Raw genomic sequence first — 14,472 nt, forward strand, 5'->3', positions numbered from 1 at the left:
GAGGCGTGGATGGGATCTTGAGGCATCACGCCAGGTGAGCCCCGCAAAGTCGCGGCAACAGAGGTGACCGGCCGACCGGTCTCGACAGCGTGATCTACCACCGCCGCCACGAAGTGAACGGACTCAGAGGTCCGTCGCATCTGGGTAGTGGCAACGAAGCTCGCTGAGCACGCGCTCGTCGAGGGCCCTGACGTCCCACCACGAGCTGTCTGTTTCGGTCAGGACGACCACCAGCTCGTCCCCGGCGAACCCACACGCTTCGGCGTCGATCAGCTGAAGGAACGGGGTCGTCAGTGACAACAGCGTCAACATGTCCATGCCGGCGCCGGCGGACCGTCGCTCAATCTCCAAACAGCGCGGATCCACGCTCTCGTCGCACTCGACGCGCCACGTCAGGTCCAGGCCGTAGCTGCCGAGGCGGACCAGCATCTCGGCCAGAGTCACATAGTGCTTTCCGTACCAGGCAGGGAACGTGATCCCCTCCATCCCTGCCTCTGCTTCGGCCGTATCGCGCGACAAGCGCCCCCCTTCGCTGAGCACCAAGCACTACGAGGATGAACCTCCCCCCGGTCGACCGCCCCCTTGATCGGTGAGGCCAGTGAATCCGGTGATCGGTGAGGCCAGTGAATCCGGGCGATGGCCACCTCAGCTTCACCGCGTGTACCGGGGCGGTCTCGAGTGCCGCTCAGCCCGGCCCCGGCGGCTCACGGCTCAGCAGTCGTAGCGGTGGATGGTGGGCCAGGTGGGGCAGCTGCGGCAGACGAAGACATAGACGCCTCCACAGTCCCCCATGATCATTTCGTGGCTGCCGTGCTGCAGTTCCGGGCTGTCGGAAGCTTCCCAGCCGCAGCCGGGACGGGTGCGCTCCTCGACCGGAAGCCAGCGGCCACACGATTCACTCGCCGAGATCGTCAGCAGGTGTTCCATCCGGGAACCGCACGAACAGTGCGGCCAGTTCGGCGGCTGTGTCCAGCCGGGATATCCGCCGACCTTGCTCTGCTGGGTGGTGAAGGCGTCGTAGTAAGAAATACCAAAGGACTCCTCCATCTCCTCGCTCCACTCGCCCACGCGCTCGGACAACTCCGCGGGCATGTCCCAGTTGGGGTACTCCACGGTCTCGGTGGGGTGTATCACGCAGGGCTGTGGGACGTACTCGTCATCGAACTCATAAGGCCGCGGCGCCTCGTCCAGCAGTGGCCGTTCCGCCAGGTCAGCAACGGATCGCCAACGCAGCATCGGAACCGGCGAGTGCTGGTCGTGTTCGGAATGGATCAGCGGGCACCAGAGCACCTGGAGCACGTCGGCGCCGACCGGAAACACCAATGCCGGAACGTCGTGGGCGATGAGTTGCAGCACGGGCACCAGGGAGACAGGGGCCGGCCCGACCACCGCGCAACCGCGGGCAGGGTTGTAGTGGTCGGGAGCCGTACACGTCGGCCAGGGCTCATCGGCGGGCCAGAGGAGCGGCCCACCCAGCGAGCTCTCATCCCGTTCGGGGCTACCGGCACGCGGATACAGCAGCGTGGTTGCCCTCGCATACGGCACGAGTTCTGGAAATACTTCCGCGATGTCGTACGGAGCTGGCGGAACGGTAAGACTCATGATCACCTCCGGGGCGCGCATCGTAACGCGACGGGAGTCAGCCGACACCGCTCGTGCCACCTCGATGCGCATTATGCGCGCCACGGTCGCTGGGGTCCGCTCGGCTGGTCAGGCGGTCATGCGGGACCGTCGACGGACGGGCCGGTTCTTCAGACCGCGATCGTCGCGGGTCTCCCCGGAGTCGGTCCACCACTTGCCGACCGACGGACGAGTCCGGTGGAACAGAGCTGCTTCCCGTCCTCGTCGCCACGGTCTGGGAGGTTGCGCCGCAAGTAGGGAGCATAGGCACAGCTACGGGGCCGTAGTGCCGTTGTCAGTCGCCGGCCCGCGGATGGATCGAATGAACGGGTGGGGGTCCTCGTGGATGTGACCACGCTTGCCGTCGCACTCATCAGCGTCGGAGGAACGCCAAGGCTTGTCCCGTAACCCATGAGGCGGGGTGAAACGGTCCTGGACTGTGGGTCAGTTAGGGGGTTTGGCCAGGCCCAGGAGCTGCTGGTGGAGGCCGGGTCGGGCGAACAGAGCTGCGCCTGTGTCGGTTCGTCGCCGGCCGGAGAGGTCGCTGAAGGTGCCGCCGGCCTCCTCGACGATGGGGATCACCGCGGCAATGTCCCAGGGGCCGGCGCCCAGCAGCAGGAAGGCGTCGAGTTTTCCTGTCGCGACCAGGAGGGCTCCGTGGCAGGTGCCGGATCCGGTGGATGGCTTGCTGGGTGGCGGCGTGGTGGGCTCCGCAGATGCCCAGTTGAGTGCGGGGAGCACGGTTGCGGTTCCTGCTGCCAGCCTGGCCGCGGCAGCGCGTTCGGCTTTGCTTAGCCGCGGTGGTGGAGGCCAGATTCCGATGGCGGCATCCTTGGCGTCTCCTCCTGCCGTGAGCGTCAGCCGATGCGGCGGTGTTGACGGATCGGAGGGGCCGGGGCCCATCCAGGCCCCGGTGCCTGGCGTTGCCCACCAGCGGCGCCCGAGCGCGGGCGCGGAGACCATGCCCATGGTCACGGTGCCGTGTTCTTCCCGGGCGATGAGAGTGCTCCATTCCGGATCGCCCGCAATGAAGCTCGCCGTGCCGTCAATGGCGTCGAGTACTCATCACTTGACGTGAGAGGTGCGGATTGCGACGGCCCTCGGCGGCCTGTGGCGGCCCGCCATGACGCGTTGCAATTTTCTCGTTCCGCACAGTATTGGCGTCTGTCGTTTCGCGTGCTGCTCGCGACCCGGGAGATCCTCGGCGTGTTTCCGCCGCGTTGTCCTTCCCGATGGTCAGAGATAGCGTTGGAGACGGCAGCAGGCGCCATCTGCCGCGGGGCCGGAATGCCGCCCAGGGGAAATAACCCCGAGACTCCGCGACGGCCGCCCTTGGCCTGGCTGAACGTATTGAGTGAGCTGCGCGTGGGTGGATTTGGCGCATTTCCGCGTCGAATGGCGCAGGAGGTTGATGTGCTTCCCACGCGACACAAGTCAGCGACCGTCAACGGGCAAAAGATCTTCTACCGAGAAGCAGGCCCCAGTGACGCACCGGTCGTGCTGCTGCTCCACGGATTCCCGAGCAGCTCACACATGTTCCGCCATCTCGTCCCCGCACTGGCCGATGATTATCATGTGATAGCCACCGACCACATCGGCTACGGCCACTCGGCCATGCCCAAGGTGGACGAGTTCGACTACACCTTCGACAACCTGGCAGGGGCCACCGCCGGGCTGCTCGACCACCTGGGCATTCAACGCTTCGCCGTCTACGTGCACGACTACGGAGCACCGATCGGCTGGCGTCTGGCACTCGACCCTTCCTTCGACGTCAGCGCGATCATCTCGCAGAGCGGGAACGCGTACATGGAGGGTTTCGCCAAGCCCTTCTGGGACGATCTGTTCGCCTACGCCACCGATCCCAGTCGTGACACGGAGCCGGGCGCGCGCGCCAAGTTCAGTCCCAGCACGACGCGTTGGCAGTACGAGAACGGCGCGTCCGACACCAGCCTCGTCAGCCCCGACACCTGGACCCTCGACCAGCTCCTGCTGGAACGGCCCGGAAACGACGAGGTCCAGCTCGCCTTGTTCCGTGACTACCCCACGAACATCGAGGGCTACCCGAAGCTGCAGGAGTACTTCCGCACCAGTCAGGTGCCTCTGCTCGCGGTCTGGGGCGAGCGGGACGAGATCTTCGGGCCGGACGGCGCGCGAGCGTTCTCGCGCGACCTGCCCGAGGCCGAAGTCCACCTGCTGCCCGCCGGCCACTTCGCCCTCGAGACGCACCTGGACGCCATCAGTGGATACATCCACGGATTCCTCGGACGCGTGCTCACATGAGATGGGGCCGGACACGCCTGCGCCGGATGGTCCTCAGAGGACGCGGCACTTGAGAACATGCGCTTCCCGGCGCAGCGGCACGGGAGGCGCGCCCCAGGGAAGGTGGCGTGGTGGCCCGACTGACAGCGGTGAACGTCGGGATGTCGAGAGACGTTCCCTGGGGCGGGAAGACCGTGCACACCGGTGTCTGCAAGCAGACCGGGGCCGGGCCGCGGATGGTGCGGCGGCCGAACATCGACGGGGACGGCCAGGGAGATCTTGGCGGGCACGGCGGTGAGCAGCGTGCGGTGCTGGTCCACCAGCTCGACTCCTCTCGTTTCTGGGAGGAGAAACCGGGGCGCGACGACCTCACGCCGGGCCAGTTCGGCGAGAACTTCACCGTTGACGGCCTGCCTGACGACGAGGTCTGCAGCGGCGACCGCATCGGCGCCGCCCTGTGCGAGGTCACCCAGCCCCGGGTCACCTGCTACCGGGGGACTGCGCATGGGTGAGCCCCAGATGGCGGCCCTGCTCGTGGCTCACCACCGCCCCGGCTCCTGTCTGCGCGTCATCGAGGAGGGCGAGGTCGGGGCCGGGCAGGACATCGTCAAGGTCTTCTCCGGCCGTCCGCTTGCGATTTCGAAAGCCTCACCCCGGCGCATCGCCTGCCGCAATTCCGAGCGCCGGTTTTCGGCGAGTGCCGACGTGGCGAACCTCGCGTTGCTCGTCTTCCCGCCTACGGCCCATCGCACTTGCTACAGGCGCCCCTTCCGATTGACCTTCGCGGCTCTCCGCAGTCGCATTTCGAGGGAACAGTCCGGCTCTGTGCGCCGAACTCGCGCACCCGTGCCAGAGCACGTATCCGGCCGGCCGTGCACGTGTCTTCGTCAGGCGTTCACCTGTTTTGTGAGCTTGCCCTTGCGCAGGTGGAGGATGCGGTCGGACTGGGCGGCCAGCTGCTGGGAGTGGGTGACGACGACCACGCATTTTCCCTGTTCGTGGGCGAGTTCACGGAAGGTGTCGATGATGCCCTGGGCGGTGTCCTCGTCGAGGTTTCCGGTGGGTTCGTCGGCGAAGAGGATGTCGACGTCGCAGGCGAGGGCGCGGGCGATGGCGACACGCTGCTGCTGGCCGCCGGAGAGCTGCATCACGTTGCGGGTGGCCATCGACTTGTCGAGGCCGATCTTTTCCAGCAGGTGCAGGGCGCGGGTCTTGCGGCTGCCGGTGGCGGGTTTGGTGCCGGTGATCTCCATGGCGCAGGTGACGTTCTGGAGGGCGGTCATGTAGGTGAGGAGGTTGTACTGCTGGAAGATCGTGGCGGCGTGCTTGTTGCGGTAGCGGCCGAGGCCGAGTTCGGTGAGGTTGCGGCCGTCGAAGCTGATGGTGCCCTTGGTGGGGGTGTCGAGGCCGCTGGCGAGGCTGAGCAGGGTGGTCTTGCCGCTGCCGGAGGGGCCCAGGATGGTGTAGAAGGTGCCGCGTTCGAAGGTGTGGTCGATGCTCTTGAGCACGGTGGTCCTGCGGCGCTGGCCGGAGTAGGTGTGGCTGACGTCGGTGAGGCGCAGGACGGGCGGGGCGGCGGTGGGGCTGGTCATGGCGGGTCACTTGCCCTTCGTGAGGATGGTGCGGGGGCTCAGGCGCAGCACGGCGCCGGCCGGGACGGCGGTGGCGAGCAGTCCGATGCCGAGGCCGACGCCGCCGACGGTGGCGAGGTCCGCCGGATCCAGCGCGACCGTGATCCGGTCGATGGGGTCGGCGTTCTCCACGGGCTTGTCGTTCGGGTCGATGCCCTGATCGAGACCGGTGCTGCCCGGGGCCGGAGGCTGCCAGGAGTTCAGCTTCTTCTCAGCGGCGGAGGCTTCCCTGCCGAGCAGTGACTGGCCGGCGCTCTGGGTCAGGTCCGGGGCGAAGAGTGAGCTCACGCCGATGGCCACGGCGGCGACCACGACGATTTCCAGGGCCTGCTGGGTGATGAGCTTGCTCTTCTTCTCGCCCATGGCCAGCAGGACGCCGTACTCCTTGCGGCGCTGCTTGACCGCGAGGTTGACCAGAAGGGCCAGGACGGCCGCGCCGGCGACGCCCATCAGCCACATGGCGACGGTGGCCGTGGAGCGGATGCTCTTGAGCGGGCCCGTCATCTGCTGGACGGCCTTGTCGTTGGCGTCCAGCTCGAAGCCGTCGAGCGCCGAGCCCGCGACCTGCTTCGCCCTGTCCTCGAACGCGCTCTGTTCGTCGGCGTCCTGGAGGAGGAAGGTGGCCTTGCCGACCTGCAGCGTCCCCTTTTTGCCTCCGGACTCGAGTGCGGAGATGCCGCCGACGGTGCCGTACAGCAGGTTGGCCGGGCTCAGGAAGTTCTCGGGTTCGGGTTCGGTGCTGGGGCGCGGGTCGCGGTAGATGCCGGCCACGGTGAAGCCGGCCGTCGTCTTCTCGTCGTTGCCGGTCAGGGTGATCGTGTCGCCGACCTTGAGACCGTTCTTCCTGGCCAGCCGCTCCTCGATGAGGAGTAGTTTCTTGTCCTTGTCGGCGGCTGTGAGGTGCCTGCCGGACAGGAGGGTGAACTTGCCGCTGCGGAAGTCGGGCAGCAGCGAGGAGTCGAGCACGCCTGTGGCCGAGGTGCCGCCGGGCCCCATGGACTGGATCTTCGGCCCGCCGTCGACCAGCTTGTACTTGCCTTTGAGGAGGGCGCGGTCCCACATCGAGTAGGTGTACTTCTGCACCTGGGGCAGCGCACCGAGCCTGTCGACGGTCGCGGCGTCGATGCTCGGGGCCTGCATGCCGCCGCCACTGCCCAGTTGGTGCATGTCCATCTCCATGTCGACCTCGGCGCCCACGGAGCGCTTGGCCTCCTGCTCGGCCTGGGCCGTCGCGTCGTTGATCAGGACTCCCGCCAGCACCATCACGGAGATGACGAGGAAGGTGGCGAAGGTGATCAGGGTGCGGCCCTTGCGGGCCCACAGACTCAGCCCCGCGCGTTTGACGAAGTTCATGGGTATCGCGCTCTCGGTCCCTGTCGGTGGATGGAAGTGCGGTGAGTGGCCCGGCTATTCGGTGTCGGCGAGGATCGAGCGGGGGTGCAGGCGGAGGATCCCGATGCCCGGGACGACGGTGGAGACCAGACAGATGCCGAGCCCGATGCCGGTGACCTTGCCGACGGTGGCCGCCTCGACCCGTACCGCGGCCGGGGCGATCTCGGCGCCCCGCGCCCCGGCCGCCGCGACCGGCTTGCCGGCCTGGCGGCCGAGGAGCGCGTCGCCCGTGTGCTCTCCGGCGAGGGAGCCGGCCAGAGCGGCAAGCGCGACGGCGGGCAGAGCCACGGCCGCCACCTCCACGGCGTGCTGGCCGACGAGCTTCCACTTCTTCTCGCCCATCGCGAGCAGCACCCCGAGCTCGGCGCGCCGCTCGCGGATCTGCAGCGCCACGATGAGACCGAGGATCAGCGCCCCGGCCAGGGCGATCACCCAGACGATCAGGCCCGCGAACGTGCCGACCCGCTGGATCGGGCGGACCTGATCCCTGTACGCCTTGTCGTTGACCGGGAAGTCGAAGCCGCCCTTGCCCAGAAGCCGTTCGGCCTCGGCGTGCAGCTGCTCGGCCCGGTCCGGTGAGCCGATCTTGAACACGGCCTCGCTGACCGTCGCGGTGCCGGTACCGAGCTGCTGCGCGGTGCCCACCGGTACGTACAGCGTGTTGCCGGGCAGTTCGTGCGGCGGCGCCCATCCGGTCGGATCCTGTGTCGGGTCCTGGAAGATGCCGACGACCGTGAGCGGTACCGTGCGTTTGCCGTCCTCGGACCGCACCTGGACGGTGTCGCCCGCCCTGACGTGGTTCTTCTCGGCCAGGCGCTGTTCGATCAGCGCGACGTCGTGGCCGGCGTCCGCGGGGGTGATGCCGCGGCCCGCCGTGATCTTCGTCGAGCCGTACGAGAAGGGCAGCAGCATGCCCGAGTCGCGGACGCCGTTCACAGCCAGAGGATTCTTTTCCGCTCCGCGTCTGTGCTTCCGGGCTCCGGTGCCGCCCGGCTTCGGTGCGTTCGATGTCAGCGGTGCGAAGCCACGCGCGCCGGCCCGCACCGGAAGCTCCAGGTTGTAGCGGTGCACCAGGTCGGAGGCGCCGAGCCGGCCGGCCAGGGCCGCGGTGAGGCCCTTCTTCCTGACCGTGACGTCGACGCCGATGGTGCGTTGCGCGTCGGCTTCCTGGCGGGCGGCGGCGGCCTGCAACAGGAAGCCGCCGAGGAGCAGGGTGCAGATGACGACGAAGATCGCCAGCAGGACGGCGGCCTTGGACTTTCTGGCACCAAGGCTCATCCCGGCGCGCTTGACGAAGTTCATGCCGCAGACAAAAGCAGCTTGCCGCTTGCAGCGAGATAAGCGTGTTACGGCGGCATAAGGTCCGGCCCCGGTGCTGGTCCCGGGCGCAGACGTTGACCCGGGCGTCTTCACCGGCCGATCCGATACCGCGCGGGCGGGCACGGAGCACACCGCTCGATACGTCCTTATCCGGCTGCAATCATGGTCTTGGTTCCATGAGGACATGAGAGTTCTGGTAGCCGAGGACCACCGTGTTCTCGCCCGCACCATCGCCACCGGTCTGCGTCGCCAGGCGATGGCCGTCGACGTCGCCGCCACCGGCGACGCGGCCGAGCGGATGTGTCTGCTCACCGCCTACGACGTGCTGATCCTCGACCGCGATCTGCCAGTCATGACCGGCGACGAGGTGTGCGGGCGGCTGCGGGAACTCCAGGACCCGCCGCGGATCCTCATGCTGACCGCGGCCGGCGGACTCACCGACAAGATCTACGGCCTCACCACGCTCGGCGCGGACGACTACCTCGCCAAGCCCTTCGACTTCGCCGAGCTCGTCGCCCGCGTACGCGCCTTGAGCCGTCGCGCGCCGAAGCCGCCCCCCGCTGTGCTGCGCTTCGGGGGCATCGCCCTGGACAAGGCGCGGCGCGAAGCGTCCGTGGACGGCCGTCCGCTGGAGCTGACTCCGAAGGAGTTCGCGGTCCTGCACCTGCTGCTTGTGGCCGGTGGCACGCCGGTGGCGCACGACGAGCTGGTCCGCACCGTCTGGGACGAGCACCTCGACCCGCGCACCAGCGCGGTCCGCGCCACCGTCAGCCGGTTGCGCGGCAAACTCGGCGACGCGGGCCTGATCGCCGCCGACACGGGAGAGGGATACCGGCTGTGCGACTGAACCCGCGAGCCCTGCTGAGCAGGCTGCCCTTCCGCGGTCGCCTGGCCGCCGCCTTCTCCGGGCTCTTCCTGATCGCCGGCGTCGCCCTGCTCGCCTTCGTGGTGCTGCTCGCGCGCTACGGAACGGATCAGCAGGTCCAGGGGCTGTCGATCACGTACGCCGATGCGCCGATCAGTCATGCGACGTCCTTCCGACCCATGCACCCCGCTCGGCCGGATCGCTCCGCCCAGGCCCCGAGCGACAGTGTCATGATCAAGAAGATCGACCAGACCGTGCAGGCCGTACAGGACACCGCGCTGCGCCAGATGGTGCTCTGGTCCGCCGTCGGCCTCCTCGTCATGGCATTGCTGGCCGGACTGCTGGGCTGGTGGCTCGCGGGATGGGCACTGCGTCCCGTCGCCTCCATGACCGAAGCCGCCCGCCGTATCAGCGAACAGAACCTGCACCACCGCCTGGCGCTCACCGGCCCCGCCGACGAGCTGCACAGCCTCGCCGACACCTTCGACACCATGCTCGACCGGCTGGAGAAGGCCTTCGAGAGCCAACGCCGCTTCGTCGCCAACGCCTCCCACGAGCTCAAGACGCCCCTCGCCGCCCAGCGCGCCACCCTCCAGGTCGGCCTCGCCGATCCCCTCCCCGAGAGCCTCGTCGAAGTTCGCGAGGACCTGCTCACCACCAACCGCGAAGCCGAACAACTGATCAACGCGCTCCTGCTGCTCGCCCGGAGCGACCGCGGACCGGACGAGACCGAGAGCGTGGATCTCGCGGAAGCCGTCCGGCTCGTGACCGCAGAACTCGCCCCGCAGGCAGTCCGGAACGGCGTGCACATCGACGTCCGCGCCGACACCCGGCCGGTCGTTCCCGGGGACCCCGTCCTGCTGCGTCACCTGCTGACGAACCTGGTCCGCAACGCCATCCAGTACAACCACCGTGGCGGCGGTGTCCGCGTACGACTCGGTGCCGCGACCGTGACGGTGACCAACACCGGCCCCCACGTGCCCGCCGAACGGATCCCCGACCTGTTCGAGCCCTTCCGACGCTTCGACGCGGACCGCACCGCCACCACCGGTCACGGCTTGGGGCTGTCCATCGCCGCCTCCATCGCCGAGGCACACCACGCCACGCTGACGGCGCGCCCCGGCCCCGAGGGTGGACTCGCTCTCACCCTGCGGTTCCCTTGAGTGCCGTGGCGGTGCTCGTCACCGCCCGCCTGCCCAAGACCGCCGGCCGGTCCATCCGCCGGAGCGGCAGTCTGCCGGAGCGGCGGATGGACCGGCCGACCGGGCCGGAACCGCGGCAGCAGATCCGGCACCAGGGCCCACGCGCCATGGCTCGTGTCCGTCCCGCACCGGGGCCGGCGATCCAGCCGGTCGCCCCAGGCCTGGAAGAGGGGCCTTCACCGTCTGCTGCTGTATCGACGACAGCGCGAGCAACCCGCCGCGTCCGGCATGAGGTTCCACTGGGCCGCAAGTCCGTCATCCCTGTCACTCGGCGCTCAGCCGCGCCCGTGTCCCTTGCCGCACGCGTCCGCGTGCCACGTCAACGCCCGCCGCGCATAGCTGACACCGACCCGGACGCGACCTGCTCGATCGTCAGGTCCGGCGCGGGGATGCTCCGGTAGACGAAGTCGTGTACGTCCGCGCCACGCCAGCCCTTCTCGACCAGGCCCAACGGCATGTCCACCGCGATCGCATCCACCTCGGCGGCACGCTCGATCAGCCTGCCGAGCCGGAGATCCGTCAGGCTGCCCGCGTACGCGCCGTCCGTGAGCCTGATCCCGGCCCACCCCTGCTTACCGCAGGCGTCGACCCCAAGGACGTTCATCCCACCCCACCCCCTCACGCACCAGCCCGAGCCGCAACGCAGCAGCGCCCACGGTCCCAGAAAGCGCCGCCCGCCGCCGTTCTCATCCGTCTGTGCCCTGCGGGGACTCGCACCTGCGGCCGCTGCCGACGCCCCGCCGGTTCCGCGACCGCCGGTTTTCCCCGTTCCCATGCCCTGTGCCCCCTGCCCGTGGCACTTCGCAGGAAGTGCCTAAAGACCTCGTCACCAGCGGAAACGCTGAGGATGGGATCGTCGTGTATGTGCAGGCGTAAGCCGCTCGAAGCGGGTGCACGGGCTGTGGGCGGGGCGTGGACGGGATCTTGGGGCATCGCCGCAGGTGATGAGGCTCCGTGGAGCCGAGTAGAGCTACTCCTCGTCGTCCCGGCCTGGGACCATATGGCATGGGCGACGATCACGACCGTGACACGCCAGCCTCGGCTGAAGCCCCTGAGCTTGGTCTGATCTGGGCAGATGAGGGTTGAGGACTGCCTGGAGCGGGCCGGTACGAGGGCGAGTACCGAGGCTTGTGCAGGGGGCCGCTCGTACGTGAGGGTGGGAAAGGTCTGTTCGAAGAGGGCTCAGATCTCCGCACTGGTCCGGTTGACCACCTGTTACCTGGAAGGCTCCCGCCATCGCACCCCGAAGAGAGGCCCGGCCGTTCCCCAGGCTCCGCGGTACGCCTACACGTGGCGGCTTCGGCAAGCGTGGGCCGCGCGCCCGCTGACGTGGTGGGCTGCTGACGCGGGTAACCCCATGGTTTGACAGAGCGACAGCAATCTGATTTTTAGGTCTCCTCGATTCTTCTCTTGTCCCTCTGCACACGATGGAGTGCATGTGACTATCGCAGACCTCGTCGCAGCACCGGACCCGCAGCAGGAGTCATTCAGTGCACTGGTCCACGTGGAGTATCAACTCCGGGTGCTGGGGCTGCTGTGCGCAGCTGCGGACGAGAGTCCGGCCAAATTCAGCACACCTGGCTCACTCGAGACATGGGCCGAGTATTGCCGTAAGCAGAGCGAGAAGCTGGGCTGCACCGAGTGCCGGACGGATGCGACGGAGGTCGCTGACAGTATCGAGATGGTGGTCGTCAAAGGGCCGCAAACGTCGATCAGACGGGTACGCAACCAGGTGTGCCACGGCGGTCCGATTCCAGAGAACATCGACCGCGCGGTCCTGCATGGGGCAGTGACCCATAACGCCGAGCGCATCGTGCGGATCTACGAGCACGGCCACGTCTCCGAGTTGAGCCCCTACTTCCGAATGATCGACGGCGCGCTCGCGGCGCTGCACTCCTTCTCGGGGACGGCAGCGAGGTACTGGCCGCGTCGCGGCGAAGCCCGTGATGTGACCGATCCCGACGTAATGGATGCCCTGAAGCAGTTGAACTTTCAGCGCGGTGATCGCCTGCTCGACGACTTCGCGCAGGACATCGCCCGGGACCTCAAGGGCTTTGCGGAACGTGACTCGGTCTACGTCCTGGCGTCGCCGCCCGACCCGATCGCCGTGCGCTGGGACCGGCGCAGCTCTGACGGACCGGTTCCGCGAGTCGATCGCTTCGTCATCGGCGCAGATCACGCCAGGATGTGGCTGACTGAATCAGGGGCGAAGAAGCCCTACAAGGCGTTCCTGGCGGATGTGTGTAACTGGCCGTTGCTCAAGCGGCGACTGCTGGAGGAGCTCGAGGAACAGGTCGCTGCGGAGAAGCGGATCAGTCGGGAGTTGTTCCCGAACCTGCAGCAGCGCGTTCCTCATGTGCCGACGATGGTGCAGTTCGACGACGACTACCAGGGCCCTCGCACTGACCTCACCATCACCGAGGCCTGCAAGGAGGTTACCGACGGCATCCATGCGTACCGCGGCAGCACGAACCTCATCACGCTGACCGGCGAAGCCGGGGCCGGCAAGACCCACAGCCTGCTTCAGTACGCCCGGGAGTCGCTGGCCGAAGACGCCGACCTCGCCCCGGTGGCGATCTATATCTCCTCCAGCAGGACTAGCGCGACCAGCCTGGACAAGCTGATCACCGAGAGGGTCGCCGGCACACGCATCCTGGACCGGGAACCGGTATTGGCTCTGTGCCGGGCCGGCCTGGCGATACTGGTGATCGACGGGTTCGATGAGATGTTGGGCTTCCGGTCCTACGACGACCCGCTATCGGGCTTGCAGCCGATCCTCGACCAGCTCCGCAACCGGGGCGCTGTCATCCTCTCCGCGAGAGCGAGCTACTCCGAGGCTCGGCTCTGGAAGAGCTTGACGGAGCATCCTGCCAAGGCGTCGAACCACCGGCTGACGACGATGAAGTTGCAGCCGTGGCGGCGTGCGGAACTACTCAAGCTCGCTGGCCATCTATCGAGCGAAACGCTCATCGAGGAAGCACCAGAGATCCGGCAGTTGCTGACCACGCCGTTCTTCTGCCTCGCCTATATCGCGTGGAAGCAGACCGATCCGCCCGGTGACTTCCTGCGGTTTGTGGTCGACACCTACCTCCAGCGCGAGTTGAGCAAGCTGGTGGACTCCCAGAACGCCGAACTCTTCAGCCAGGACGACCTCTCCGAGATCTTCTGCGAGGTTGCAGAGATGACCGCGCGCAACGTGGCTGCGGAGGTCGACGAGTCTGACCTGGTAACCGCGGCGGAAGTCGCGTTGGACAGGGAACTCGACGAGAAGGAACAACGCCGCCTGGTCGCCCTGTGCGGCATGAGCGCCGAATGGTCTGAGCATGAGCTCTCGTTCAGCTTCACCCACCTCGCTATCGCCGAACACTTCCTCGCCCGGCAGATCGTTCGGGTACCGTTCCAGCAAACTCTGGCGCTGCTGTCCGAAGTGGCAATCTCAGCCCTGTGCGCTCAGCTGATCGCTTCGATGTGGTCGGAGGAGGCCCGGGAAGAGTCATTGGAAGCGCTCATCGCCGCGCTTCAAGCCAGGGTGAGTGCAGCCCAGTCAACTGAGGAGTGCCGTCCGGCCATGGCCAGTCTCGGCGAGCTGTGGGCGAGAGTACATGGGACTGCGGATAACCGGAGGACCGCCAGCCGGATCATGGTTGACAAGCTTGAACTGAATGGTTCCGGGACGGTGACGCTCAACCAGGCACAGGTGAAGCGCCTGGTGGTGGGACCGGGAGTCACCGTGCGACTGACTGACAGCCAGATCGATCAGCTGGACCTGTCCCGGACATCCGGCAACCCGCTGCTGGACGACTCCCACAAGCAGGTGGGCGAGCTCCTGACCCAAGGCGGTCTGGCGACTACTCCGCGCCAGATAAGAGAACTGCTCGGCTTGCCTGAGGAGTCCGTCGACGAGAGTGACATCGAGGCGTTCTTCCGGGACAAGATCGCCAACGCCCGGGCAGCCATCGTCGTGGACCGACACTACAACCCGCCGGACGAAGACGTCCGGATGAAGTGGACACGCGAGCACGGAGACAGGTGGCAAGCCTTCGCCAAGCGGCTGATAACAGAGGGGAAGCTGATCGAGGAGCGGGTGAACGCTGCCGGCCAACAGAAGTGGCGTTTGCGGCCGACGGAGTCGTTCTTCGAGGAGTGAAGCCTGATCCTCGCAGGAGGCGGCCTTCTCAATGAA

Annotated in this window: 12 protein-coding genes; 5 read left to right on the top strand and 7 right to left on the bottom strand. The window is 67.4% G+C overall.

The features are described 5' to 3' along the window. Positions 1–123 precede the first annotated feature (123 nt). From ACFXI4_RS35770 to ACFXI4_RS35780, 3 genes are all read right to left on the bottom strand, one after another. Positions 124–540, bottom strand: coding sequence for a hypothetical protein (locus tag ACFXI4_RS35770; RefSeq protein ID WP_384999227.1), 417 nt, complete (start codon positions 538–540; stop codon positions 124–126). A 171-nt stretch (positions 541–711) separates the two neighbouring features. Further along, positions 712–1,674 carry a hypothetical protein gene (locus tag ACFXI4_RS35775; protein ID WP_384999118.1) on the bottom strand — a complete coding sequence of 321 codons (963 nt, stop codon included), beginning with the start codon at positions 1,672–1,674 and terminating at the stop codon, positions 712–714. A gap of 390 nt (positions 1,675–2,064) precedes the next feature. Next, positions 2,065–2,670 carry an inositol monophosphatase family protein gene (locus ACFXI4_RS35780; RefSeq protein WP_384999230.1) on the bottom strand — a complete coding sequence of 202 codons (606 nt, stop codon included), beginning with the start codon at positions 2,668–2,670 and terminating at the stop codon, positions 2,065–2,067. 345 nt (positions 2,671–3,015) lie between these two features. Between ACFXI4_RS35780 and ACFXI4_RS35785 the strand changes: the two genes are divergently transcribed. Together ACFXI4_RS35785 and ACFXI4_RS35790 are read left to right on the top strand one after the other, a co-directional pair. Then, on the top strand, positions 3,016–3,900 hold the full coding sequence (locus tag ACFXI4_RS35785; RefSeq protein ID WP_384999233.1) for an alpha/beta fold hydrolase: 885 nt from the start codon (positions 3,016–3,018) through the stop codon (positions 3,898–3,900). 110 nt (positions 3,901–4,010) lie between these two features. Continuing rightward, positions 4,011–4,391 (top strand): MOSC domain-containing protein, encoded by a 381-nt coding sequence (locus ACFXI4_RS35790; protein ID WP_384999121.1) that lies wholly within the window; start codon positions 4,011–4,013, stop codon positions 4,389–4,391. A gap of 375 nt (positions 4,392–4,766) precedes the next feature. Here the strand turns inward: ACFXI4_RS35790 and ACFXI4_RS35795 are convergent, their stop codons facing one another. Genes ACFXI4_RS35795 through ACFXI4_RS35805 form a run of 3 tightly spaced genes read right to left on the bottom strand, consistent with a single transcriptional unit; the run spans position 4,767 to position 8,204 of the window. Then, entirely contained in the window at positions 4,767–5,471 is a 705-nt protein-coding gene (locus ACFXI4_RS35795; RefSeq protein WP_384999124.1) for an ABC transporter ATP-binding protein, read from the bottom strand. Positions 5,472–5,477: 6 nt separating this feature from the next. Continuing rightward, positions 5,478–6,863 carry an ABC transporter permease gene (locus ACFXI4_RS35800; RefSeq protein ID WP_384999127.1) on the bottom strand — a complete coding sequence of 462 codons (1,386 nt, stop codon included), beginning with the start codon at positions 6,861–6,863 and terminating at the stop codon, positions 5,478–5,480. Between the two features lie 54 nt (positions 6,864–6,917). Next, positions 6,918–8,204, bottom strand: a complete 1,287-nt coding sequence (locus ACFXI4_RS35805; protein ID WP_384999130.1) for an ABC transporter permease — start codon at positions 8,202–8,204, stop codon at positions 6,918–6,920. A 202-nt stretch (positions 8,205–8,406) separates the two neighbouring features. Here ACFXI4_RS35805 and ACFXI4_RS35810 point away from each other — a divergent pair, with 202 nt between their 5' ends. After that, complete coding sequence (locus ACFXI4_RS35810) at positions 8,407–9,069, top strand: response regulator transcription factor (RefSeq protein ID WP_384999133.1); 663 nt, start codon at positions 8,407–8,409, stop codon at positions 9,067–9,069. After that, entirely contained in the window at positions 9,060–10,250 is a 1,191-nt protein-coding gene (locus ACFXI4_RS35815) for a sensor histidine kinase (protein ID WP_384999136.1), read from the top strand. The genes ACFXI4_RS35810 and ACFXI4_RS35815 overlap by 10 nt, the downstream gene beginning before the upstream one ends. 358 nt (positions 10,251–10,608) lie before the next feature. Here the strand turns inward: ACFXI4_RS35815 and ACFXI4_RS35820 are convergent, their stop codons facing one another. After that, on the bottom strand, positions 10,609–10,893 hold the full coding sequence (locus ACFXI4_RS35820) for a DUF429 domain-containing protein (protein WP_384999139.1): 285 nt from the start codon (positions 10,891–10,893) through the stop codon (positions 10,609–10,611). Positions 10,894–11,727: 834 nt separating this feature from the next. Here ACFXI4_RS35820 and ACFXI4_RS35825 point away from each other — a divergent pair. Then, positions 11,728–14,436 carry an NACHT domain-containing protein gene (locus ACFXI4_RS35825; protein ID WP_384999142.1) on the top strand — a complete coding sequence of 903 codons (2,709 nt, stop codon included), beginning with the start codon at positions 11,728–11,730 and terminating at the stop codon, positions 14,434–14,436. The last annotated feature ends 36 nt before the right edge of the window (positions 14,437–14,472 follow it).

The organism is Streptomyces sp. NPDC059224 (assembly GCF_042754285.1).
Classification (GTDB): Bacteria; Actinomycetota; Actinomycetes; order Streptomycetales; family Streptomycetaceae; genus Streptomyces.

What these genes read in the sequence shown, in the direction of transcription:
- ACFXI4_RS35775 (WP_384999118.1), bottom strand. Translation starts at nt 1,674, where the DNA reads ATGCGCATCGAGGTGGCACGAGCGGTGTCGGCTGACTCCCGTCGCGTT.
- ACFXI4_RS35785 (WP_384999233.1), top strand. Translation starts at nt 3,016, where the DNA reads ATGGCGCAGGAGGTTGATGTGCTTCCCACGCGACACAAGTCAGCGACC.
- ACFXI4_RS35795 (WP_384999124.1), bottom strand. Translation starts at nt 5,471, where the DNA reads ATGACCAGCCCCACCGCCGCCCCGCCCGTCCTGCGCCTCACCGACGTC.
- ACFXI4_RS35800 (WP_384999127.1), bottom strand. Translation starts at nt 6,863, where the DNA reads ATGAACTTCGTCAAACGCGCGGGGCTGAGTCTGTGGGCCCGCAAGGGC.
- ACFXI4_RS35805 (WP_384999130.1), bottom strand. Translation starts at nt 8,204, where the DNA reads ATGAACTTCGTCAAGCGCGCCGGGATGAGCCTTGGTGCCAGAAAGTCC.
- ACFXI4_RS35810 (WP_384999133.1), top strand. Translation starts at nt 8,407, where the DNA reads ATGAGAGTTCTGGTAGCCGAGGACCACCGTGTTCTCGCCCGCACCATC.
- ACFXI4_RS35820 (WP_384999139.1), bottom strand. Translation starts at nt 10,893, where the DNA reads ATGAACGTCCTTGGGGTCGACGCCTGCGGTAAGCAGGGGTGGGCCGGG.